Below are 24,628 nucleotides of genomic sequence, written 5' to 3'. Positions count from 1 at the left end.
ATATAGTTCTTTAGTGGAGAGTAAGTATATTTGACAATAGAAAAAAGAAGGTAATGACAATAGGACAGATATTAAAATTAGTAGAAAAATCGACATTAAGGAAAACAGAAAGGTTATCTCTAAGAGAAGTAGAGGAAGAGAGTAAAGGACATTGGGTAGCTTATGTAGATGACGAAGAAAGTAGCTATGATGTACAAATCGTAATAGATGGCCGTACTGTAGTCAGTAGAAGTTGTGAATGTGAGATTGACAATATAGTCATGTGTTCACACCAGACTAAGCTACTGATGGCAATAAATGATGCCTTAAAAGGGAAGAAAATTGCTACGAAACCCGTTGTGAAAAAAGCTTTGAGTAAAAAGAAAATAAGCGAAAGTGTAGCATTACTTCAAGATGTTAATCAAGAGGAGGTGTATACATGGCTGACTGAATTGTTTAAGAAAAATAAGGAGGTAGAGCAGGAGTTTATATTAACTTTTAAAAAACAAGATAGTGCCGAATATAGTGTTGATATCGTTGATAAAATATTGAAAGATATTTATACTTCTGTTTTTGGAAAAAGAAAGAATGCAGATGCTAAAGATATTAAGAGGCTGGTAGATTTGGTTTCACTTGCATTAGAGCCAGTGGATAAATATATCGTTGTTAATATTACAAAACCTATTGCTTTAGAACTTTATTTAAAGATAATGTCTTCTCTATTTACGTTAAAGTATAGTGTGAATTATACTAGCAAACGAGTTGATACCTATATGAATAAGTTTGTTGAAAGATACGTATTAGCATTATTAAATGTCAAAGATCAAGATGTTGTCAAGAATACGATAGTAAACTTATTGAAACAACTGTATGAGCCTAAGAATAGTTTACACTACAGTCTAGTTTCAGCTTTAGTTATAGAACTATACGAAAGTAAAGATGAGAGATATACTTCTCTTTTTGGGGATGAGGTAGTGAAAATAATGAAGCATTATCAAGATAATAATTATGTTGTTGAGATAGAGATGTATTTGTTCTTTTTGATAATAGCTGTTGAACAACAAGTTTTAAAAGATTGTTATAAATTGTTTAAACCAGTTAGGTTTCAGAATGAATACAATTTGCTATTATTAAAAGGGTTAATGGATATAGATCTTAAACTAGTAGAGGAGTATTGTTTAAAAATAATAGAGAGTAATATTCAGACAGAGTATAACGAACCTTATCTAGAGATACTAGAAGAGATTTATGAGAATAATGGGGATAAAAGAGGTTTAGCAAATATAAAGAAGCAACTTTTCTTTGAGACCTATGACCTTGAAGATTATAGTTATGTAATTAAGTATTTAGATGATACTGAAGAGGTTAAGAGATTTAGAGCTAAGGTTTTAAGTAGTTTAATAAATAACTTTCATCATGCAAAATCAGCCTCTATGTTGTATTTTGCTATTCTGGAAACAGAGCATAATTATAAGAAAATGCTAGAAGTACTAAGTAGAGATGTTCCTCAAGATGTAATGTGGGCTTATGGCGAACAGATGTGTAAGTTTAATGCTGCATCGTACTTAGACAAGGTTATGAGTATTGGACAAACTCCTGTTTATCCTAGATATACTGATGAAAGATTGGCTAAGTTTATTGTAGAGAAATTCTCAGCGAAAGATATCGTACAGAAATTGATGAAGTATAGGTATACAGATGGAAGTTTGAATAAAAAAATCAAGACACTTGTCGAGAAAAAACAAAAGTAGATAGTAATGAAACAAACAATTTTAGATAGAATACAGGCACTTGGAGGAGATATTAGTCAAGTAAAAGGGAAGTCATTAGCAGAAGATTTGATGTCTATCACTTTTGATATGGTATTATATCCGAAGCCAGAAGATACACCTTGGGCAGATGAAGAGGATCAAGAGCCTATCTATGGTTTAGGAGAGTATATAGATGAACATCAAGAGTTGATTCAGTCAGATAGACAGGCATTTATGGATAAGATGATAGCTCATTACTATGTACATACAGAAGAAGGGAGAGGGCAGGTGTTTTGGACAGCAACTCCTTTTACACCCTATAAGGAAGGAACTGATGATTATGAAGAGTGGAATACAGATTTTATGGATGAGGATTTTGTTAATCTAAGCGAGATAGAGAGAGTAGTAGGTACAAAATATCCAAGCATGATACAGCTATTCTATAGTTATGGTTTTCCTGATCATTATTACATTTGTATAGATGATCCTAATCAAGAGAATCCTACATTATTTGGTACTGATCACGAGGTTTTCTTTAGTGAAGTGACTAATGAAGGAAGTTTAGAAGCATTCATGAATACGTTTATGACTCCACAGGAATTGATTAGTATAGTAGATAAAGCATTAAACAAACAATAGATATGATATTAACAGCACAAGATTTTAAAATATCAGAATATGATGAAGAAACATTAGAGATGGATTATACTTTAGGAGAAGAAGTAATTAATCTTTCTATTTATAATGGCGATGATGAGTTAGAAGAGATTCTAAAAGATGTCAATAAGGTAGTAGTTCAGTTAGAGAAATACAATGCTGAAGGAAAAGATATTATTGTAGATGAGCTGTATGATGTGTATAGTGAAAAGAACGAAGGATTGTCTGAAGAGCAGTTTAGAGATGAGTTAGGACTGTTGTCGTTATATTTTACTGGAGATGGTGAAGTAGAGTTTAATTATGAAGGCGGAGCATATTTCGGAGATCATATTTTATCTATTGAGATGGTTGATGGAGAGTTTGAATCTCATGTAGCGATGAATGGATAAGTAAGTATTAAATTAGATATATAAGGCTTGAGAATTAATTCTCAAGCCTTTTTTATATCGTAGTGTCCCACTTTATACAACCATAAGTGAGTATATAAGTTCAACTGAGGTCATTATAATCACAATTAAAATAAGATGAATAGAAGTATACTAGATTTGCTGATGAGTAGAAAAGGAGTATATACTCAAAACGATCTTTGAAATAGTGTTATAGTGGAGATAAATATGTTACTTTGTGTTCTGACAATAAAAGTATTATGAAAGTAGCAGAAGTAATCAAATCAATAACTACAAAAGATAAAAATAGAGCAATGCAATTGCCTGTTCGTGAGCTAGAACAAGAGAGTAAGGGGCACTATGTAGCTTTTGTAGATGATGGAGAACAGAGCTATGATGTACAGTTGTTTATTCAGGCTGCTAAGATTACTGCGCTTACTTGTGATTGTCCGAATGGAGAAACACTTTGCCTCCATAAAGTAGCGGTATTGCTAGCTATGGAAGATAGTAAGGGAGGAACGAAAAAGAAATCCACTACTACAGGAGTGAAGACTAAAAAGAAAAAGCTAACTGAGACAGAAGAAGTAATGCTTCGTGTAGATAAGGAAGCTATCACAGGATGGCTGTCAGAAGTCTTTAAAAAGAATAAACCTTTAGAACAGCTCTTTTTACTTACTTTTTCGACTGATGAAACACAATACACCACAGATCAGGTAAGAGAGATTATGGAACAGACGATAAAGTCGGTTGCGGGACGTCGAAAAACATTAGAAGGGGCGAATGTGAAGAAGCTGATGGACTTGATGAATATTGCTTTAGAGCCTGTGAATCACTATGTGACTGTCAGTATTAATAAACCAATCACATTGGATATCTTTTCGACTGTGATCGAAACCATGACAGACTTTCAGAATCGCATTAGAACGTATAGTAAGAAGATTGATTTGTTCTATGATGAGTATATACATTGGTTGGCATTGACCATTAATAATGTACAAGTTAAATCAGTGTGGGAAGAGGTGATTAAGAATATTGTTTATAAGACCTTCGAACAGTTTGTAAACAAGAAAATAGAAGGTAAGACCTATTATAATTTCTTAGTAAAAGAGGTCTATCACTCTGCTAACAAAGAACAACAAAAGTATATTGCAGATGAGCTAGTAGTACACATACTTTCTATGTCTGTCAAACGTCAATTGATGGACTTTGAATATGTACTTTTCTTAAAAGAAGTAGCACTAGACCAAGATGTATATGATAAAGTACAACAGTTCTTTTCAATAGATATTTATAAGAATTAGCACCTGCTCTAACAACTAGATAAAAACTACTCAATTTGTGAGTATATATCAGACAAAGTTGTTACCTTGGGAGGATCAAACCAACAATACCATGTTTAATACAGAAACTTATAAGAGAAGAAGAGAAGTTCTTCAACAAAATATTCAAGCAAAGGGAATCTTATTGTTTTTAGGAAATATAGAGAATCCAATCAACTTTGCTGACAATGCTTCACATTTCAGACAGGATAGTACGTTTTTGTACTACTTTGGTATCCAACAACCACACTTAGCTGCTATCATTGATTTAGATGAGCATAAGACAATCGTATTTGGAGATGAGATGTCTATGGATGCTATTGTATGGATGGGACGTCAAGAGACTTTAAAAGAAAAATGTGAGAAAGCAGGTGTAGTAGAGACAAGACCTTATGCAGAATTAGCTATTTATTTAGCGACTGCTATGAGCGTGAAAAGAAATATTCACTACCTACCTCCTTATCAATCATTCAACAAGATTTTATTAAGTGAGTTACTACATATTTCTATAGTGGACTTTAAACCATCTGTGCCGATGATTCAAGCTATCGTAGCACAACGAGAAATCAAAGAAGCACAAGAAATAGTACAGATAGAAGAAGCACTAAAAGTATCTAATCAGATGCACTTACTAGCGATGCGCATGGCTAAGCCTGGTGTGAAGGAGTATGAAATCGTGAGTGCTATTCAGAATGTGGCAGGGAGTCATAACTGTGAGTTAGCTTATAACTCTATTGTGACAATCAACGGAGGGATCTTACACAATCATTATAAAATGAATACGTTACAATCAGGTAAGTTATTGTTAAATGACTCTGGTTGCGAGACGCCAATGGGGTACGCATCTGACTTGACGCGTACATATCCTGTAGATAAGACTTTTACACCAGAACAACGCGATCTTTATAATGTAGTTCTTAATTCTTTTGAAGGAGCTAAGGCAGAGCTTAAAGCTGGAGTGAAGTATAAAAATGTACACCTAAAAGCCTGTGAGATATTAGCAGAAGGATTAATCGACTTAGGCTTTATGAAAGGAAATGCACAAGATGCTGTAGCTAATCATGCACATACGATGTTCTTCCAATGTGGATTAGGACATATGATGGGACTTGATGTACACGATATGGAAGATTTAGGAGAACAGTATGTAGGATATACAACAGAAGACCCTAAAGATACGAAGCAGTTTGGTATTAAATCATTGCGTTTAGGAAAAGAGCTAAAAGCAGGACATGTGCTAACTGTAGAGCCAGGTATTTACTTTATTCCAGAGTTAATCGAGATGTGGGAGGCTGAGAAGAAATATGCAGAGTTTATAAACTATGACAAGGTAAAACAGTTTGCTCACTTTGGAGGTATCCGTATTGAGGACAACTTCTTGATTAAAGATAATGGTTATCAGTATTTAGGACCAGAGTTAATCAGAACTGTTGCGGAGATAGAAGATTATAAATCTAATTACTAAGAAGCTATTTTTATATTTAATATGAAGCCGATAAGTACTAATGAACTTATCGGCTTTTTATATAGAAGTATAAATGTTTAATAAGTGTACACATGGGGATGTTAGATAAAACAAATGGTAGTATAGTTTTAGAAGAATTTAATTGTAGATTGTATAAGGGAATGCAGTTAGAAGAATTAAAACAAACGGATTATTACAAGGCTAAATATGATAGCTTTAGAGATGTTAATACAGGATATTTCTGGTATGGTTTTAATCATTGTGATTGGGAAGGGTATCAAGTTCGGATTAGTATTTGCTTCTTTGGAGATAGCTTAGAGAGTATGTATATATACACTAGCGATGATAGAGATGCTAAGACTTGGGATGATTGGTCAGAAAAGAAGGAAATGGAAGTCTTCGAACGCAATAATTCTTTTATGCGTAAACTGTCAGGGGAGAAAGGAAAGAAAAAGAACTCACCTTATCCTCAGTGGAGTATCGCTTTTGAGTGGGGGACTTTATGGTCTGTATATGATCCTAGAAGTGCAAGTAGTATATCAGGAGTGTCTTATAAAAAGTAGATTTTGTTTTTTATAATTAATTGAAATAACGATTGGTGATATAATAAATACAAGTAGTAGTTCAAAATAATTATATATTAATAATGTCTGATTTGTGTAATAATTTCAATGGTTATTGCGTTAATACTATGCATACATAGTATTTTAAACCAACCTAATCCTAACACCATGCATTACTACCAATTACACGATCAACTCAAAAAGCTTTTTAATACAGAAGATGACTATATAAAAAGTGAAGAACTAGGTATTGAATTCTTTAAATACGATTTTGAATCTACACAAGCAGCTAATGTACTATGTGGTTCAGATAAATTGTATTGTGATGAACATCACGAGAGTTTTGAAGATACTTTTTGTAAGCTGATTACAGATACAGATCACCTATTAGATATTTCTGATTATAGTGTAGAGGAGAATAAGAAGTTTAAGATTATTGTTTTAAAGACATTAGAGCAAGAGGTTTCAGAAGAGACTATAGTCATGTTTCACGGCTTAAATGAGAAGAAGTGGGATAAGTATCTACCTTGGGCATATGAGTTAGCAAAACGTACTAAAAAAGCCCTAGTCTTGTTTCCTATAAGCTTTCACATGGATAGAGCACCTCTTGAATGGTCTGATCGAAAACTGATGTTTGAGGTGGCTCAGAAGAGAGCGATGCATTGGCAAGAGAATTCAGATACGAGCTATGTCAATGCAGCATTGAGTACACGTATGGAGGCTAATCCACAACGTATGTTTTGGTCGGGATTACAGACATATTACGATTTTATACAATGGGAGACTCAACTAAGAGAAGGTAAGTTCCCGAGTCTTTCTAAAACAGCTTCTATTGATTTGTTTGGATATTCTATAGGCTCGTTTTTATCTATTATTATTCTGATGGCGAATCCTAATGGCATATTGAATAATGCTAAGTTAGTTTGCTTCTGTGGAGGAATGACTATTGATCGTATGTTCCCAGTATCGAAGTATATTATGGATGGAAAAGCAACTATTATGATGCAAAAAGTCTTTGCTCAATTACTGACAACTAAGTTTATAGCAGAACCTCGTCTAAATCACTATCAATCCAAAGAATTACACCCAGGGGAGAGTTGGTTTAAAACAATGCTTCGTTACAATCATCACCAAGAAGAAAGAGAAGAACGCTTAAAAGAATTAGAGAATCAAATCTACTCTGTCAACCTTAAAAATGATGAGGTAGCTCCTGCTGTAGAAGCTTTAAATATGCTAAAAGGACCGTATAGAGATGTGCCTATTGGAGTGGATATTTTAGACTATCCTTTCTCCTATAGTCATATGGTTCCTTTCCCTTTAACAATCAAGAATGCAGAAGAAGTGGATACTCATTTTAATCTAACAATGGCTAAAATGGCTAATTTTTATCTGTAGTTATTAATAGGTTAAAAGGCTTGCTCTCATTGAGTTTGAAAGCTGTTTTAAATAGGCGATATTTGAAAAGTATAAGAAATAAATAAAAATAATTAACCAAGTGTATTAAAATTATATATACATTTGACCTATCAAATAAACAAAAAAGACATGTATCCAAGTCAATTACATCATCATCATCATTCTACTTGTACTCTTACGAGCTGGTAATGATATGGTGTATTTGAATCCAAAATATCTAATTATCCCGTTTGAGTAAATCAGACGGGATTTTTTGTTTTTAAGCGTATTGCTATTTGATACTTCCTATCGGTTTACTCGAACATTTTAATCAAAAAATAATATGAGTAAATTAAAAATTGCAATCCAAAAAAGTGGACGTCTTAGTGAGAAATCCCTAGAATTATTAAAAGAATGTGGCATTAAGTTTCCTAATGGTGGTGGTAAACTAATTGCCGAAAGTAAGAACTTCCCTATCGAAGTACTGTTCTTGCGTGATGATGATGTAACGAAATATGTAGAACAACAAGTAGCTGATATCGGTATTGTAGGAGAGAATGTGTACTTAGAGGCTAATCTACCTGTTAAGGTATTAGAATACCTAGGCTTTGGTAGTTGTAGATTGAGTTTAGCTGTATCTAAAGAAGTTGACTATACTGGTATTACTTACTTTGAAGGCAAAAAGATTGCAACTTCTTATCCCTTTATCCTAGAAAAATACTTAAAACAACAAGGCGTGAATGCTTCTATAGAGTTTATCTCAGGAAGTGTGGAAATAGCACCTAGCATAGGGCTAGCTAATGGGGTATGCGATATCGTGAGTAGTGGATCTACGCTAATGTCTAATGGACTTAAAGAAGTAGACAAGGTGCTAGACAGCCAAGCAGTCTTAATTAGCAACCAAGCTTTAGGAGAGGAGAAACAAGTCTTATTAGACAAACTCTTGTTTAGAATTAAGTCTGTTTTAAATGCTAAGGAACGCAAGTATATTTTATTAAATGCTCCTAATGATAAGTTAGAACAGATCATCTCTATACTACCAGGGATGAAGAGTCCTACTGTTTTACCCTTAGCAGATGAAGGTTGGAGTAGTCTACACTCTGTTATCCAAGAAGACCAATTCTGGGATATCATCGACGAGTTAAAAGCCTTAGGAGCAGAGGGAATTCTAGTCGCTCCGATAGAAAAAATGATTTACTAAAATAAGAAGCTATGATAACAGTATATAAACCTGCAAGAGAAGAATGGATAGGGTTAACAAAGCGTCCTATTATCACAACAGAAAGTCTAAATGAGAGTATTGGTACAGTACTTAAACAAGTCAAAGAAAGAGGAGATCAGGCTATTCAGAATTATGCTTCATTATTTGATGGAGTACAGTTAACAGACTTCAGAGTAAGTAGACAGGAGATAGAAGAAGCTGCTACTTTAGTCAATCAGGATATCAAAGATGCTATAGCTATAGCTGCATCGAATATCAGAACATTTCACCAGTCTCAATTATCTACAGAAGATAAAGTAGAGACAACAGAAGGAGTGACTTGCTGGAGAAAGAGTGTAGGAATAGAGAAGGTAGGGCTTTATATACCGGGTGGTACAGCTCCGTTGTTTTCCACCTTGTTAATGCTAACTATTCCTGCTCAATTAGCAGGTTGTAAAGAACTAGTATTGTGTACACCGTGTAATAAACAAGGCAAAGTAAATGAGGTAGTTCTTTATGCTGCGCAGTACCTAGGTATAGAGACTATCTTTAAGATTGGTGGAGCACAAGCTATTGCTGCCATGGCGTATGGAACAGAGACAGTGCCTCAAGTCTATAAGATATTTGGCCCTGGTAATCAATATGTAACTAAGGCTAAAGAGTTAGTACAGGCACAAGGCATAGCTATCGATATGCCAGCAGGGCCAAGTGAGGTCTTAGTCGTTGCAGATCAAGAGGCTGATGCAGATTATATAGCAGCAGATCTATTATCACAGGCGGAGCACGGAACAGATAGTCAAGTAGTCTTTGTGACCACAACGAAGCAGAAGATAAGTGAAGTAGCTGAGGCATTGGAGAAACAGCTTGAGGAACTACCTCGAAGAGACTTAGCGAAACAGACGCTTAATAATAGCTTGATGATAGAATTATCGACTATAGAAGAATGTATTGCTTTTAGCAATGCTTATGCGCCTGAACACTTAATCTTAAATATAGAGAATGCTGAGAAGTATATAGACTTAGTGATCAATGCAGGTTCTGTATTCTTAGGAGCTTATTCTTGTGAGAGCGCTGGTGATTATGCAAGTGGTACGAATCACACTCTACCTACGAATGGCTATGCTAAGAGCTATAGTGGCGTATCGGTAGACAGCTTTGTAAAGAAGGTTACTTTTCAAAAGCTAACGAAACAAGGACTAAAGAACATAGGTAAAACAATCGAAGTAATGGCAGAGGCAGAAGAGTTAATCGCTCATAAAAATGCTGTTAGTATTCGCCTTAAAAAACTAAGCAATGAGTAATAATAAAATAAATATAAACGAATTAGTTCGTCCGAATATCAAGGCTTTATCCCCTTATACAAGTGCTAAAGATGAGTATAAAGGAGAACAAGGGATATTCTTAGATGCAAATGAGAACCCATTCGGAACAGTTAACCGCTATCCTGATCCATATCAATTCGCATTAAAACAAGTGATCAGTAAAGTAAAAGGAGGGAAACCAAATCAGCTGTTTTTAGGGAATGGAAGTGATGAAGCTATTGATCTAGTGTATCGTATCTTTTGTCAGCCTAATAAGGATAAGGCTATCGTATTTACGCCTACTTATGCGATGTATGAAGTTTATGCAGATGTTAATGCGGTAGAGTTAATACCTCTTCCTCTTAATGATGCATTTGATTTAGAACTAGCAGTACTAGAACCTTATTTAGAAGACCCTACTGTGAAGCTGATGTTTATCTGTTCGCCTAATAATCCTACGGGTAATCTATTAGATAGAAACAGTATCACAGCATTATTAACGAGATTTAAAGGGATAGTCATTATAGACGAAGCTTATATAGACTTTAGCAATGAGCCTTCTTGGTTAGAGGAGTTAGCGAAGTATAATAATCTAATCGTTCTACAGACTCTTTCTAAGGGATGGGGAATGGCAGGACTTCGCATCGGTATGGCATGGATGAGTGAGGAGTTAATCTCTTATTTTAACAAGGTGAAATCTCCTTATAATCTAAGTAGTGTAACACAAGAAGAAGCTATAAAGCAACTACAAGATACAGTGGGATTTCAACAAAGGATAAAGCTACTTATCGAGGAAAGAGAGAAACTCATCCAAGAGTTGAAGCTACTTTCTATTGTGAAGAGAGTATGTCCCTCACAGACTAATTATCTATTAGTTGAATTTGGTAATGCGGATAAGGTATATGAAGCCTTGATTAATAAGCAAATTATCGTGAGAAATAGAAGTAAGGTCGTAGAGAATACTTTGCGTGTTTCGATAGGTACACCAGAGGAAAACAATCAATTAATAACTGCATTAAAAACAATAGATCGTGAGTAAGAAAGTATTATTTATAGATAGAGATGGAACTATTATTAAAGAACCTGAAGACTTTCAGATTGATAGTTTTGAGAAGTTAGTATTCTTACCTAAAGCTATTTCTAGTTTGTCTAAGATAGCTAGAGAGTTAGACTACACTTTAGTTTTAGTTAGTAATCAAGATGGTCTAGGAACTGCTTCATTTCCAGAAGATACCTTTTGGCCTGTGCAGAACTTTATATTGGATACACTAGCAGGAGAGGGAGTGACATTTACAGATATTTATGTAGATGATTCTTTTGACTATGAAAATAAACCTACGCGTAAACCTGGATTAGGAATGTTAGGTAAGTATGTCTATGGAGATTATGATTTAACGAACTCTTATGTCTTAGGCGATAGGTTGACAGATATACAGTTAGCAGAGAACTTAGGAAGCAAAGTTATTTATATCAATGAAGTTGCAGATGAGCGTGCCACATTGAGCACAATAGATTGGCAGGAGATCTATCAGTTCTTAAAGCAACAACCCCGTATAGGTAAAGAATACAGAAAGACGAATGAGACTACGATTGATATAGAAGTGAATCTAGACAGCGCTAAAGACTGTGTTATCGAGACAGGTTTAGGATTCTTTGATCATATGTTAGAACAAGTCAATAGACATGGTAATATAGGTTTAAAGATAAAAGTCAAAGGTGACTTACAAGTAGATGAGCACCACACAATAGAAGATACAGCTATTGCACTAGGTTCTGCGTTTAAGCGTGCCTTAGGCAATAAGAAAGGCATAGAGAGATATGGCTTTTTACTACCGATGGATGAGTGTTTAGCTCAGGTAGCTATAGACTTTGGAGGGAGAGCATGGCTGATGTGGGACGCAGAGTTTAAGAGAGAGAAAGTAGGAGATATGCCAACAGAGATGTTCTATCACTTCTTTAAATCTTTTGCTGATGCAGCGAGTTGCAACCTGAATATAAAGGTAGAAGGTGACAATGAGCACCACAAGATAGAGTCGATCTTTAAAGCCTTTGCTAAAGCAATAAAGATGGCAGTAAGTAAAACGGAGAACTATAATATACCAAGTACTAAAGGCATACTATGATCGCAATCTTAAAATACAATGCAGGAAATGTACAGTCTGTACAGAATGCTATAGAACGACTAGGGTATCAGACCATAGTCACAGATGATGTAGCGATACTTACCTCTGCGGATAAAGTGATTTTTCCAGGAGTAGGAGAGGCTTCTTCTGCGATGAGGTATTTAGTAGATAAAGGATTGGATAAGGTTATCGTAAGTTTAAAACAGCCTATACTAGGGATATGTTTAGGAATGCAATTGTTGTGCAATTCTAGTGAAGAAGGGAATGTAGTAGGATTAGGTGTCTTTGACAATGAAGTAAAGCTTTTTCCTGCCACAGATATTGTTCCTCATATGGGATGGAATAATTGTGATATGATAGAAGAAGAGACCTTGTTTAAAGGGATTGAAGAGCTAGATGATTTCTACTTTGTACACAGTTATTATGCTACTTTATCTAAGGATACTATTGCTGTTAATAATTATATCGTGCCCTTTTCGGCTGCTTTAGCTAAAGGTAATTTTTATGCAGTACAGTTTCACCCTGAGAAGTCAGGTAAAGTAGGAGAACTATTATTGAAGAATTTTTTAGAATTATGAGAATCATACCAGCGATAGATATAATAGACGGACAGTGTGTTCGACTATCAAAAGGAGATTATAATACCTCTAAAGTGTATAATACAAGTCCAGTAGAGGTAGCGAAGCAGTTTGAAGATGCAGGAATTAAGTATTTACACGTAGTGGATCTAGACGGCGCTAAGTCAAGCCAAATAATGAATGCTAAGGTATTAGAAGAGATAGCTACTCAGACCAATCTACAGATAGATTTTGGTGGAGGTATTAAGAATGACTCGGATATCATCACTGCCTTTAACAGTGGAGCTAAGCAAGTGACTGTAGGAAGTATAGCGGCGACTAAGCCTGAGCTATTCTTAACATGGTTAGAGCGATACGGAAGTGAGCAGATTATATTAGGAGCAGACTGTAAACAGCGCAAGATTATGACCCAAGGGTGGTTAGACTCTGCGGATACAGATGTGCTAGAGTTTATCCAATCGTATGAGCAGAGAGGAGTATCCTATACCATAGTCACTGATATAGAAAAAGATGGAATGCTAAACGGACCTGCTATTGAGTTGTATAAAGAGATTATAACGAATACTGAGGTGAAACTGATCGCTAGTGGAGGATTAACTACGGTAGCAGAATTATACAAGCTAAAAGAGATAGGTTGTGAAGGAGTGATCATCGGAAAAGCGATCTATGAAGGAAGAATAACATTAAAAGAGTTGAGTGAATTATGCTAAAGAAGAGAGTAATAGCGTGTATGGATATTCAGAATGGTGAGGTAGTCAAAGGGGTTAACTTCGTTGATATACAGCGAGCTGGTGATCCTATAGCGTTGGCAAAACGCTATGTGGTAGAGGGCGCAGACGAATTAGTCTTTCTGGATATTACAGCTACGATAGAGAATAGGAAGACGCTGATCAGTTTAGTCAATGAGATTGCGAGTCAGATTAATATCCCTTTTACCGTAGGTGGCGGCATTAGTACTAGAGAACAAGCAATAGATTTAGTGAGAGCAGGCGCAGATAAAGTAAGTGTCAATTCAGCTGCTATCAAGAGACCTGAGCTAATACAGGAGATCGCTCAGGCATTGGGGAGTCAATGTGCAGTAGTAGCGATAGACACGAAGTACGAAGAGGGTGAATGGTGGGTATACAGTGCAGGAGGGCGTATCAAGACTAAGTTAAAGACTATAGACTGGGCAAAGCAAGTAGCTAGTTTAGGAGCAGGTGAGATACTGTTAACCTCAATGAATAATGACGGTACGAAAGCGGGCTTTGCACTGGATATTACAGCTGAGGTAGCTAAAACGGTAAATATACCCGTGATCGTATCTGGGGGCGCTGGGAGTATAGATCACTTTGCACAAGTGTTTACTCAGACGCAAGCGACAGGTGCGTTAGCGGCTAGTATATTTCACTATGGAGAAATAAGTATACCAGAGTTAAAGCAAATATTAAAAACAAATAATATAAGTGTAAGATGAAACTAGATATAGATTTTAATAAAGGCAACGGGTTAGTACCTGTGATTATTCAAGATAAGGATTCCATGCAGGTATTGATGCAAGGCTATATGAATGAAGAAGCCTATCAACAGACGATTACAGAAGGTAAAGTAACGTTCTATAGCCGTACTAAAAATAGACTCTGGACTAAAGGAGAAACTTCAGGTAATTATTTACTAGTAAAAGAGATTTTGACTGACTGTGATAGAGACTGCCTATTGATAAAAGTAGAAGCTATTGGAGCTACTTGCCATACAGGAAGTACTTCGTGCTTTGGAGAGATTTGTGATAAAGGTTTTGTTTACATCTTAGAGAATATCATCAGTGAGCGTATTGATAACAATGTAGAATCATCTTATACCAATCAACTATTTAAGAGAGGAATCAATAAAGTTGCTCAAAAAGTAGGAGAAGAAGCAGTGGAGTTAGTTATCGAAGCCAAAGACGATAATGATACTCTTTTTAAGAATGAAGCAGCAGACTTATTATATCACTACCTTATTTTATTAAAAGCAAAAGGATTTACTCTAAGTGATATAGAATCTGTTTTAAAAGAAAGACACCTTAAATAACTATCCCTATATGTAGTGATATATAGTCTTGTTTTAAAATTCTAATATTTCGGTTTAGAAAAAAATATTTTCTAAATATGCGAATTTTGATAAGCTATATGTCAAAACAAAACAGACTTGTCATTTATGATCAAGTCTGTTTTTGTTTAATTTATATTGATTAGCTGTTTCCTTTTGGATGACAACTAGTAAGAGGTCAATAAGTTCGTGTTCAGTCCGTTATTTTGTATGAATTAATGGAGTCAGTATGGACTCATAACGGACTCACTACGGACTCATCCCTACTTTAAGTGCTACATTAGTAATAGAAAAGTAACTGAAGTATGCTACCAATCTTTTAATGCAAATACCTGTGAACGCGAGTTTACATTTAACTTCAGATATATATTACTAATATGATATTTAGTCGTACTTATCGTTATACTCAATTCATGTGCTATCTCTTTATTAGTCAGTCCATCCCAGATGAGGTAGAGTACATCTACTTCTCTCTCCGTTAGTTTATAATTGTTCTTTAAATGATAAGACAAGTCTCCTTGATGATCCTTAAGTGTAATAGTATCAGGTTGTTTTAGAGTTTGTGTATTCTTTTCATGAACTAGCAGTTTATGGTAATTCTTCAGCATTAATACATATTGAAACATAAAAACACGGTTGCGTACATTGTGTTTTTGGTTTTTTCTGACTAGCACATAGTTATTAATAATACTCAATACGATAATCGCTGATACATATAGCTTTAAGTTTGGCATAGCGTGATTCTGAATAGTGATAGGGTCATCTATTTCTAGATTGATAAAGCTCAGTCCTAACAGAATACACAATGATATTACAAAAGCTACATAAAGATAGTATTGCTTTCTGTGTTTTAAATTCCTTTTAGTTAATTGTACAAAAATAAAGAATACTAAAACAGTAATGTCCAATACTACTGAATGTTTGCCTCCATATAGATAGCTAGAGAAGTATAATACAATGGCTATGATAGAGGTAAGAGAATATAATTTTAATTCATTCTTATACATAAATCTCTTCGTTCCGAATGGGTAGTATGTAGATAGTAACATACCTGTAAAAATGATAGAGGAAGAAAGAATAGTTGCTTTTAAAAAAGATTCAACTGCTTGTAAATGAATATGAAATAGGTTTAGGATATCACCTGTTATAAAACAAAGTGTAATAAGTAACTGTATAGATAAATAACTAATCCACTTACGTTCTTTAAAGATTTGGTAGATAATAAAACTAGCTATTAATCCTAAGAAAGCCATACCATAGAATATACCTGATACAAAATAGTTGATAGGTAGATCTATATAGGATGTCATTTCATGGTGTAGTTGTACACCGCTGAAGTTATTAATGCTTATAGTGCTTTGAAAGATAGATAGCTGACCCAATCCAATATTCTGAAGCATTTTTGGAGCTATATCAAATAGGGTATATGAGGTGTAGGTGAGTACTATATCCTTTATATTAATGAATAAAGTAAGTAGCCAAGTTATAAGGACATAACTCAGTATTACCGATATAGGAATCAATCCTATATGGGTATATTGTTGTTTTTTTTTCGAATCCATTTTAATTTTTTAACAATAAATAATCAATACCATAGAATAGAGTACGAGGGGATAGCTGCTGTCTTAGCCCAAAACAGTAGACATCTGTACTTTTCTATAATAGCAATTTTTGACTTTGATAGTGAGAAAGTCTATATAGTTAGTGTACTGTTAGTATTAGTTAAGGATAGAGTGGTGAATAATACTAGCGTAAAACAAACTATATGTGATATACTAAGTGTTTTTTAGTACTTAAAAGATATATTGATCTCTAAATCTTCTTTTCTGTAATTGTTAAATATTTTAGAAGTATAGCTTCTAATAGGTGGTGTTATGTATTTGATTTTGAATACATCTAAGAGAATTGATTTTAGTGTAACCTCTTTGTTTTTAGGTTGTTGTTGTTCTTTTCTCATGTTTATTGTTGTTTTGTTTTGACTAAGCAATATAGAGTGAAAAGCTGTAATATGTACTATAACAAAGTATAGTTCTTTGTTAAATAATTACCCTATTTATCTGTTTAAGACATTTGTGAATTAGTGTGTTATGCGAATAGAGGAAGGTTTTATAAGACTAATGACATTTATTAACAGTTAGACTAAGGCTGTTGTTAAAAGTGAGCTTAAGTTATGATATCTTAAATATAGACTAGGCTAGGAAAGTATTAATTTTTAGAGTGTTTTAGTGATCTGTTTCCTTTTAGTTTTATAACATATTATTCTGTAAAATATATTAAAGTAATAGTCAACTTCTAACTACTGAAGGTACGTTGATTGCACTATTTATCTAGATTATTATAAAAATCATATATCGTATTATCGATTCTATTTTAAGACTTTTTAGGTTTTAAGAATCTTTTATATATAGCGTAACCTAGACTATTTTGACACTATTTTACATTTTTTAAAATCACATTGTATCATTCGAATTGTTGATGTTTCACATTTTTTGGTGTAACAAATAATGGGTAAATACTGTTTTTTAGAATCGTTGAAATTAGTTAGGTACTAGTACTATTTTAAGTTTTTAAATATCTGTTTTTTAGCTGTTTATTGTTTTTAAGAGCGTCTTTTTAAACTTTTTAAAAGTATCAATTTAAGATTATTAACAACCGTATTGGGCTTCTATTTATGATAAAAACCATGCTTAAGTATAGGCACTACCTCTCGTGCAGTGACTAATTTTGTTTTTGAATTTGGGAAGAGATATAGTTCCAATGAATCTAGATAATATTAGCAGTTCTGATTTTGTGGGGACAATGGAGAACTGTTACGCTCCCTCAAGATGTTTTAATAGTACATTCAATTGAGGGAGTTTTTTTAGAGGAGTGGAGATAGTGCTATATGTCTAAACAAATTCCCTTACTAACGAATTATTATAAATCTGATTCCTTAGGTTTTCCTATGGATGACAGAAGAAGTTTATTAGCAAAAACGATTTGAATACTTGGTATTGGTTGATAAAAATAGATAGCATCAGTAGTATCCGTTATTTCGCTCTAATTAAGAACTCACATGTAGTACTGCGAAAGTAGTAGAGAGCGAGATAGTGATTTACTAGTTGTAAATTTTATGAACTGTAGCCTAATATCTAGCTAGTCGTTTTGTGCCTGTGAATGCAACAAGCAGAGAACTGTGTTTCGATGTAGTACATAGGAATTAGTAATTATCGAGTAGATAAGTTCTAAGTTTCACTGTGGAGTGGAAGTGGAGCTTAATAAATTAATCTTTATCATTTATGGAAAAAGTAAGTATGGGAATAAGAAAGAAGTAAGTATAAAAGGTTTTGAAACTAGGTTTTGAAAACTTCGCCACGAAGTGGTGTTAAGATGAGACTTATAGGGTAAGTAAATCTTTTATTCGATAGTAATTGTTCTTCGCGAATTCAGTTCTTCGTTTAATTGTTATTCCACAACTCACAATAGCTGGAATACATTACATGACAACTCACAATAGTCATGTATGATGTTTTTTTACTCCCGTAATTTAAATCTTACATCCTCTTCAATGTAATGATTATGATCTGTGCTCTAAACTCACAATAGGAGTCTGGTCATAATAATATTTTATAAAACACAATTAACAAACAACAAATGAAACAAAAAACTACTTTTTCTCTATGGAAGAGGTTACTGCTTTTGCTCGTCCTGTTCGTTCCTTTAGTACAGTCCTTGGGGCAGACTAAGATTTATGCAACAGATCTTATAAGTGATAAGAATGTTGATAATCCTAGGTATGCAACTGATGGGAATTTGGCAAGTAAAGGTACACTACATGCACATCCAGGTGCATTAAAGCTAGGTAAGAAGAGCGGATTCTTAGAGTACAAATTCCCTAATGCAGTGCCAAAAGGTAAACAAACCTATATAAAAATAGGGATGGAAAACAATGAATTACTTAATGGTTTATTAGGTGGTTCAGTAGGTAAATTATTATCAGGCCTTTTGAATGAACTATTGTTAGGAAGTCACAGATTTGATGTTAGTGCTTATAATGGCAATAATAAAGTTCTTGAAGTAAAATCAGTAGATGGTTTTGGAACTAAACAGGCTAAATTAATCCAAGATAAGGATGGAGAGTACATGATTGCATTTCAGTTAGATCAATCATTTGATCGTATGACTGTAGGTAATAGTAGTACAGCTTTATTGGGTTTAACAGGTGATAAGTTATTAGATGTTTACGATACTTATTATGTAAAAGAAGATGGAGGGAGCTGTAGTAGACCTATAGGAACTTCATTTGATTCAGCAGGTATTGAAATAGATTTATTAGGAGGTTTATTACAAAATAAATTCTATGAAGCTATAGATGGAAAAGAAAATACTTATTCTTTGTTAAAAAGGGATGGTGCAGTAAATGTTGGAGTTGGGGGGTATATCTCTCAGTTTTTTTATTTTCCTACTAGTTCTAATGAAGCTACTACTGTTAATTTAACCATAGAGTCACCAAAGGGATTACTTAGTTTAGATTTGTTAAGCGCTATCGAATTAAGAGCATATAATGGAGATAAGGAAGTATATACTAAGTCTCTAGAAGGAGGGTTGCTTAATGGTGTAAATCTCTTAGGATTATTAAAGACACCTGGAAAAAAGACTTTGACATTTGCACCGGGAAAAGCGTTTGACAGAATAGAACTAAGAGCAAACAATACATTAAATGTTGGGTTGTTAAGCGATGGACTGCGTATTTATGATATTGAACGCTTTGATACAGCTAAATGCCCTAATCCTAATATTATAGTTCCTGCTCCGACAGAATCTCCTTTTGATATAGCAGCTTGTGCTACAGTTTTAAAGGATTTTAAAAATGTTGATTTTGTTACAAATGCTATAGATGGTAATAATGAAACATTTGCTACTTTATATGCTAATAATGGTTCTTTATTGTCTGCTTTACCTTCTTCAGGAATGATAGAATTAGCATATAACCAAAAAGTAGCTGCGCATACAACTTCCTATATTCGAATTGATTCTGATAAAGATGTATTAGAAGCTTTATTAGGAGGAACTTTAGGCAAGCTAGTTGATGGTGTTGCAGGTTTATTGTTAGGAGATCACTATTTTGAAGTAGAAGCCTTTAGTAATGGTGTATCTGTATCGAAAAGCTCAAGTATAAGTGGTTTTGAAGGAACTACTAATGGAGTAGTATCACTAGTACAGGATAAGATAGGTCGCTATTATTTAGCAGTTACACCAACAACTGAATATAATAGTATACGTATAACCAATAAAGTAACAGGATTACCAACAGGAGAACAACGTATGTTAAAGGTATATAATATGTGTCGTGAGATTGGTTCAGATCCATGTTATCCTGCTCAGTTTACTTCATATAATCAAGCAGGGTTAAATTTGAGTATTGCTAGTTTAAATGAAGCAGGTGTTAAGAATCCTTATCATGCTATAAGTGGTAATTCATCTAATTATTCAGAGATTAGTTCTGGTACTCTAGCTGTAGGTACAGGAGTAAAACAAGTTATTTACTTTCCTAAACCATCTTCTAATGGTGATAAATTAGAAGTGAGAGTACAGTTTAACCCTAATAGTGTACTTTCATTAGATTTATTAGGTTCTTATAAAGTGACTACTTACTTAGGTAGTACTAAGAAACAAGAGTTTACTTTGAAACAGGGATTATTAAATAACCTTGATTTATTAGGTCTATTGCAGTCTGGTGGAGTTCAGTCTTTAGTTTTTGATACAAGTGTAGAAGCTTTTGACAGAGTTGAGATTTCTACAGTTACATTACTTAATCTTGGAGTAACACCTGCTATTCGTTTGTATAATGTGAAACGTATTAATGATGTATGTATTGATCCAATGACCGAAAGCCCTTTTGTTTCTTCTATATGTGCTACTGAGTTGTTAGGAAGTAAGTATGTAGATGATATCTCTAATATTTTTAATGGGAATTTTGATTCATTCGCGACGATTAACTCTGATGCGGGAATTTTATTAGGAGGAAATAAAAGAGCTGGTTTTGTTGAAGTTGGTTATGACCACATTGTGAAGGCTGGTACGACCTCTTATATTCGTTTTGATTATGATAAGGGGATATTAAAAGGTTTATTAGGAGGTAGTTTAGGTAACATTGTAAGTGGACTATTAAATAATATTGTTTTAGGTGATCATTTTTTCGAAATAGAAGTGAAAGATGAGAATGGTGTTGTGTTAGAAGGTAACAGTAGAGGTATAGCAACAACATTCAAAAATGGAGAAATAAGAGTGGTAAGTGATAAGCTAGGACGCACTTATTTAGCTATAACACCGACTAAAGATTATAAATCAGTTAAGATCACAGATAGAAACGAGAGTTTATTAGGCATATTAGCCCCAGCTACTTCTATGAATGTGTATAATATGTGTTATGAAGGTAATGCTGATTCTTGTGTTGATGCTTTTGCTACATCATTTGACTTTACTGGATTAGCCTTAACAGTTAATGATTTATCTGGAGCAGGTGTTGAGTATCCAGAGCGTGCTATAGACTCTAATACGACTAACTATTCACGTATTAGTTTAGGAACGCTTAATGTGGCAGGAAGTGTAAAACAGTGGGTATTCTTTAACTCAGTTTCTGATAAAGATGATGTTACTAATATCAAATTTAGAACAGAGTCAGGAGGAGTAGATCTTAATGTGTTAGGTAGATTAGAGATTAAAGCATATTTAGGAGATAAAGTAGTTAATACGCTTGATTTATCTAGTGGTTTAATTAATGGTATTAATGTTTTAGACTTAATTAATAAAGGAGATATAGTTAATTTACCATACACACCTGGTGTTGAGTACGATCGTATATCTATCGGACTTAAGAGTGTGTTAAATGTATCTGTGTTTCCTCCAATTAATTTATACAGCGTAGAAAGAAGCTGTCAATCTTTAAATCAAGATCTTGTTAGTTGGAAGTCTTATAAAGTGAATGGTGATTCAACAGTTCAAAAAGTTACTGGTGGAGAAGAAGTAGAGTATATTATTCATGTTAAAAATGTAGGTGCTGCTGATGTACCGACTTTATTAATAGAAGACAGATTACCTGCTGGGTTAACATGGACTTCTGGTGGGACTCACAGTAATGGTGTAGTTACATTCAAAAAAGAAGATGTTTTAGTAGTAGATGGTGTAGTTACATTTAGTTTTAAAGCTAGAGTAAATACAGATTTAGAAGGGATTTCTCAAATTAGAAATATTGCGGTAGTAAAAGTTGATGAGACAGATAAAGGAGTAAATACTTATCCAGCTATTGACAATAAAGACCCTAAAGCCCCAAATACAAGCGAAAAACCGGGTACTGTATTAGTTGTTGACCCTCTTTATGATATCGAATTATCTAAAGTAGGATCAAGTAATGGAAAGATTAGTAATCAAGCACAGCTTGGTGATGAGATAACATATACTATCTCAGTAGAGAATAAAGGGAATAAAGCATTAAGAAATGTTTTACTTAACGATGTTCTTGGTAATGTGATTGGTTCAGAAATAGAAATTGTAGAGGTAGGATCAGGTGTGATTCAAAACAGTACTATTAGTTATGTTATCGCTCAGTTAAATGTAGGTCAAAAAGAGACTTTCGTAGTTAGAACTAAAGTAATCGGATTACCTACAACGAATAAGATCTCTAATAAAGCCATTACTATCTATACATTACCAGATAATACGACGGAAACAAAAGAAGTTGTATTTGAGTTAGCTAGTAATTGTAATGATATTTTTGAAAATAGCATTGATATAGAACAAGTGGCAGATATATGTGCTAATACAGAATTTGTATTAAAAGCGACATTAACTAATCTAGCTCCTAAAGATTTAAAGAACCCAATATTTAAATGGTATAAGAATGCTGATTTATCAGACATACCATTAGTAGGTCAGGAAGTTAGAACAACTATAGCGAGCAATACTAAATTTTATGTGACTTTAGAGGGACTTGGTTATTGCTTTAATGGAATGCCAGCTGAAGTAGAAGTTAAAACTTTAGTAAGTCCAGCGAAACCTGTTGTATCAAGTACTCAAGCTGATATTTGTGAAGGTACATTAACAACATTATCAACTATAGAAGGAGCAATGGAATATCAATGGTTCCTTAATGGCGTATTGATTGAAGCTCAAGATGAAAATGGACAACCGGTTCGTTTTGGTCATTCAATAGAAGTTAATACTGGGGGGGATTATACTGTTATAGTTTCTAATGGAATTTGTTATTCTCAAGAGTCAGATGTTTTAACTGTTAATGTAAAAGAAGTAGCTGAATTATTTATCGAAGGTGATCAAAGGATTATCACTAAAGTGAATGTCGCTACTAAGTTACCTAAAGTGACTAGTAAGAATGGAACAGTAACATGGTATAACGAAAAAGGTGAGTTATTTAATGAAACAGAAGTCATTTTTGCTGTACCTGGTATTTATACTTACACTGTAGTAGCAGACTTAAATGGCTGTTCTACAGCGGAGAATATTATTATCACTGTATTAGATTCTGACAATTGTCCTCCTCAGGTAGAAAGAGTTTATGCAAAGGACAAGACAACTTGGGGATCTATAATAACTGGGGGAATTGCGAATAAAACCAACGCAATAGATGGTAATCCTACTACTTATTCTGAAATAGTAACAGGGTTAGGTTTATTAGGAATAGGTACTACATGGCAAAACATATATTTTGATGAAGTAGTGCCTGCAGGAACACCTGTGACTATTAAGTTAGGAAAACAATACAGTGGCTTAATGTTAGCTGGAGGATTATCTGTACAGGGATTAGATGAAAATGGCAATACTATAGGAACGCTAAAATCGGTACAAGGTGGACTACTTGATTTATTAGCAGCAGATAATGTGATCGAGTATACATTTGTTCCTACTTCTTCTGGTAAACCAAAAGCATTTAAGGGAGTTCGAGTATCTCAAGGTTCTTTATTAGGTCTTGCTCAAATCTCAAAAGTATATGGAGTATATTATTCTAAATCAGGTAATATTAGTTGTGCACCTGTAGCGACTAACATAAACTCAGGTGTATTAGATGTACTTCATGGGGTACAAGATCTTGGTTTAGGTGTAGCAAGTGCTACTGCCTCAGTTACTAACCCTTGGGATGCGGTTGATAATAAACCTGATACTTATGCTTTAATATCTCGTGGAGTAGCGGTATTAAATGAAGCTTCATTGACTGTTGTATTTAAACAACAAGCTATGCCTGGTGATGAATTACATATCACTACAGAGATCCCAGGTAACCCTATTTTAAGTTTAGAATTGATTAAGGGATATAGTATTCAACGTTATTTAGGTGATAAAAAAGTAGGGCCTAAATTAGAAGGAGGAATAAACGTATTAGGACTTAAGTTATTAGGTCTAGGGTATGGTAATAAGCATAAAGTTATTGTTGCGCCATTTGATGAACAGCCATATGATAGAGTAAAAATCTCTTATGGTAGTGTTGTAGGAGTATTAGGAGATTTTACACGTATCTATGATGTGAATATTGTACCTACGATCGGTACAGGAGTAAAAGAAGATGAAGTCATTGATGTATGTAATTATGGGATGTTAAAGTTATCTATGATAGATGCTTGTACTACATATGAGATATATACTTCAGAGACGGGATCAGACCAATTAACAGAAGTAACTCCGTTCGAATTCTACTTAAAAGGATTGGAGCAAGGTGAACAAACCATCTGGATTCAGAATGTTCGAAGCGGTTGTCCATTAGGGCCACGTATCCCAGTTAAAGTGGATGTGAAAAACTGTTCAGTTAAATCTAACCTGAACATCACACATAAAATCAAATAATTAGAAACAACA

Annotated in this window: 18 protein-coding genes; 16 read left to right on the top strand and 2 right to left on the bottom strand. The window is 34.1% G+C overall.

From position 1 onward, the window contains the following. Window positions 1–53 precede the first annotated feature (53 nt). From RT228_RS12755 to hisIE, 15 genes are all read left to right on the top strand, one after another. On the top strand, window positions 54–1,730 hold the full coding sequence (locus RT228_RS12755; protein WP_006258527.1) for a hypothetical protein: 1,677 nt from the start codon (window positions 54–56) through the stop codon (window positions 1,728–1,730). A gap of 6 nt (window positions 1,731–1,736) precedes the next feature. Further along, window positions 1,737–2,369, top strand: a complete 633-nt coding sequence (locus RT228_RS12750; protein ID WP_006258526.1) for a hypothetical protein — start codon at window positions 1,737–1,739, stop codon at window positions 2,367–2,369. A gap of 2 nt (window positions 2,370–2,371) precedes the next feature. After that, window positions 2,372–2,776 (top strand): DUF2262 domain-containing protein, encoded by a 405-nt coding sequence (locus tag RT228_RS12745; RefSeq protein ID WP_006258525.1) that lies wholly within the window; start codon window positions 2,372–2,374, stop codon window positions 2,774–2,776. A gap of 257 nt (window positions 2,777–3,033) precedes the next feature. After that, entirely contained in the window at window positions 3,034–4,074 is a 1,041-nt protein-coding gene (locus RT228_RS12740) for a hypothetical protein (protein ID WP_006258524.1), read from the top strand. Window positions 4,075–4,111: 37 nt separating this feature from the next. Next, window positions 4,112–5,557 carry an aminopeptidase P family protein gene (locus RT228_RS12735; protein WP_006258523.1) on the top strand — a complete coding sequence of 482 codons (1,446 nt, stop codon included), beginning with the start codon at window positions 4,112–4,114 and terminating at the stop codon, window positions 5,555–5,557. A 92-nt stretch (window positions 5,558–5,649) separates the two neighbouring features. Next, the gene (locus tag RT228_RS12730) at window positions 5,650–6,120 is read left to right on the top strand and encodes a hypothetical protein (RefSeq protein WP_006258522.1); all 471 of its coding nucleotides are present in this window, start codon (window positions 5,650–5,652) and stop codon (window positions 6,118–6,120) included. A 108-nt stretch (window positions 6,121–6,228) separates the two neighbouring features. Continuing rightward, complete coding sequence (locus RT228_RS12725) at window positions 6,229–7,515, top strand: DUF6051 family protein (RefSeq protein WP_006258521.1); 1,287 nt, start codon at window positions 6,229–6,231, stop codon at window positions 7,513–7,515. Window positions 7,516–7,858: 343 nt separating this feature from the next. Further along, complete coding sequence (gene hisG, locus RT228_RS12720) at window positions 7,859–8,716, top strand: ATP phosphoribosyltransferase (RefSeq protein ID WP_006258520.1); 858 nt, start codon at window positions 7,859–7,861, stop codon at window positions 8,714–8,716. Between the two features lie 11 nt (window positions 8,717–8,727). Further along, window positions 8,728–10,017, top strand: a complete 1,290-nt coding sequence (hisD, locus tag RT228_RS12715) for a histidinol dehydrogenase (protein ID WP_006258519.1) — start codon at window positions 8,728–8,730, stop codon at window positions 10,015–10,017. After that, the gene (gene hisC / locus RT228_RS12710) at window positions 10,010–11,056 is read left to right on the top strand and encodes a histidinol-phosphate transaminase (RefSeq protein WP_006258518.1); all 1,047 of its coding nucleotides are present in this window, start codon (window positions 10,010–10,012) and stop codon (window positions 11,054–11,056) included. The genes hisD and hisC overlap by 8 nt, the downstream gene beginning before the upstream one ends. Further along, the gene (hisB, locus tag RT228_RS12705) at window positions 11,049–12,140 is read left to right on the top strand and encodes a bifunctional histidinol-phosphatase/imidazoleglycerol-phosphate dehydratase HisB (protein WP_006258517.1); all 1,092 of its coding nucleotides are present in this window, start codon (window positions 11,049–11,051) and stop codon (window positions 12,138–12,140) included. The genes hisC and hisB overlap by 8 nt, the downstream gene beginning before the upstream one ends. Continuing rightward, window positions 12,137–12,718, top strand: coding sequence for an imidazole glycerol phosphate synthase subunit HisH (hisH, locus tag RT228_RS12700; RefSeq protein WP_006258516.1), 582 nt, complete (start codon window positions 12,137–12,139; stop codon window positions 12,716–12,718). The genes hisB and hisH overlap by 4 nt, the downstream gene beginning before the upstream one ends. After that, window positions 12,715–13,428 (top strand): 1-(5-phosphoribosyl)-5-[(5-phosphoribosylamino)methylideneamino]imidazole-4-carboxamide isomerase, encoded by a 714-nt coding sequence (gene hisA, locus RT228_RS12695; protein WP_006258515.1) that lies wholly within the window; start codon window positions 12,715–12,717, stop codon window positions 13,426–13,428. The genes hisH and hisA overlap by 4 nt, the downstream gene beginning before the upstream one ends. Then, window positions 13,422–14,174 (top strand): imidazole glycerol phosphate synthase subunit HisF, encoded by a 753-nt coding sequence (hisF, locus tag RT228_RS12690; protein ID WP_006258514.1) that lies wholly within the window; start codon window positions 13,422–13,424, stop codon window positions 14,172–14,174. The genes hisA and hisF overlap by 7 nt, the downstream gene beginning before the upstream one ends. After that, window positions 14,171–14,767, top strand: a complete 597-nt coding sequence (gene hisIE / locus RT228_RS12685; RefSeq protein ID WP_006258513.1) for a bifunctional phosphoribosyl-AMP cyclohydrolase/phosphoribosyl-ATP diphosphatase HisIE — start codon at window positions 14,171–14,173, stop codon at window positions 14,765–14,767. The genes hisF and hisIE overlap by 4 nt, the downstream gene beginning before the upstream one ends. Window positions 14,768–15,093: 326 nt before the next feature. On the opposite strand, the gene RT228_RS12680 is transcribed toward hisIE, so the two are convergent. Both RT228_RS12680 and RT228_RS12675 read right to left on the bottom strand, forming a co-directional pair. Continuing rightward, a complete protein-coding gene (locus RT228_RS12680; protein WP_313138694.1) occupies window positions 15,094–16,185 on the bottom strand; it encodes a LuxR C-terminal-related transcriptional regulator in 1,092 nt (363 codons plus the stop codon). Between the two features lie 386 nt (window positions 16,186–16,571). Then, complete coding sequence (locus RT228_RS12675) at window positions 16,572–16,742, bottom strand: hypothetical protein (RefSeq protein WP_006258511.1); 171 nt, start codon at window positions 16,740–16,742, stop codon at window positions 16,572–16,574. A gap of 1,676 nt (window positions 16,743–18,418) precedes the next feature. Here RT228_RS12675 and RT228_RS12670 point away from each other — a divergent pair. After that, the gene (locus RT228_RS12670) at window positions 18,419–24,616 is read left to right on the top strand and encodes a DUF11 domain-containing protein (protein WP_058699696.1); all 6,198 of its coding nucleotides are present in this window, start codon (window positions 18,419–18,421) and stop codon (window positions 24,614–24,616) included. The last annotated feature ends 12 nt before the right edge of the window (window positions 24,617–24,628 follow it).

It is taken from the genome of Myroides sp. (genome assembly GCF_032073645.1).
GTDB classification, from domain to species: domain Bacteria; phylum Bacteroidota; class Bacteroidia; order Flavobacteriales; family Flavobacteriaceae; genus Flavobacterium; species Flavobacterium odoratimimum.
The sequence above is the reverse complement of the archived record's forward strand: the minus strand, read 5'-3'. Positions and strand labels throughout refer to the sequence as shown.

Coding starts and splice junctions, on each gene's coding strand:
- RT228_RS12755 (WP_006258527.1), top strand. CDS start 54: ATGACAATAGGACAGATATTAAAATTAGTAGAAAAATCGACATTAAGG.
- RT228_RS12680 (WP_313138694.1), bottom strand. CDS start 16,185: ATGCTTCAGAATATTGGATTGGGTCAGCTATCTATCTTTCAAAGCACT.
- RT228_RS12745 (WP_006258525.1), top strand. CDS start 2,372: ATGATATTAACAGCACAAGATTTTAAAATATCAGAATATGATGAAGAA.
- hisD (WP_006258519.1), top strand. CDS start 8,728: ATGATAACAGTATATAAACCTGCAAGAGAAGAATGGATAGGGTTAACA.
- hisH (WP_006258516.1), top strand. CDS start 12,137: ATGATCGCAATCTTAAAATACAATGCAGGAAATGTACAGTCTGTACAG.
- RT228_RS12730 (WP_006258522.1), top strand. CDS start 5,650: ATGGGGATGTTAGATAAAACAAATGGTAGTATAGTTTTAGAAGAATTT.
- RT228_RS12740 (WP_006258524.1), top strand. CDS start 3,034: ATGAAAGTAGCAGAAGTAATCAAATCAATAACTACAAAAGATAAAAAT.
- RT228_RS12670 (WP_058699696.1), top strand. CDS start 18,419: ATGAAACAAAAAACTACTTTTTCTCTATGGAAGAGGTTACTGCTTTTG.
- RT228_RS12675 (WP_006258511.1), bottom strand. CDS start 16,742: ATGAGAAAAGAACAACAACAACCTAAAAACAAAGAGGTTACACTAAAA.
- hisIE (WP_006258513.1), top strand. CDS start 14,171: ATGAAACTAGATATAGATTTTAATAAAGGCAACGGGTTAGTACCTGTG.
- RT228_RS12725 (WP_006258521.1), top strand. CDS start 6,229: ATGGTTATTGCGTTAATACTATGCATACATAGTATTTTAAACCAACCT.
- hisC (WP_006258518.1), top strand. CDS start 10,010: ATGAGTAATAATAAAATAAATATAAACGAATTAGTTCGTCCGAATATC.
- hisF (WP_006258514.1), top strand. CDS start 13,422: ATGCTAAAGAAGAGAGTAATAGCGTGTATGGATATTCAGAATGGTGAG.
- hisA (WP_006258515.1), top strand. CDS start 12,715: ATGAGAATCATACCAGCGATAGATATAATAGACGGACAGTGTGTTCGA.
- RT228_RS12750 (WP_006258526.1), top strand. CDS start 1,737: ATGAAACAAACAATTTTAGATAGAATACAGGCACTTGGAGGAGATATT.
- hisG (WP_006258520.1), top strand. CDS start 7,859: ATGAGTAAATTAAAAATTGCAATCCAAAAAAGTGGACGTCTTAGTGAG.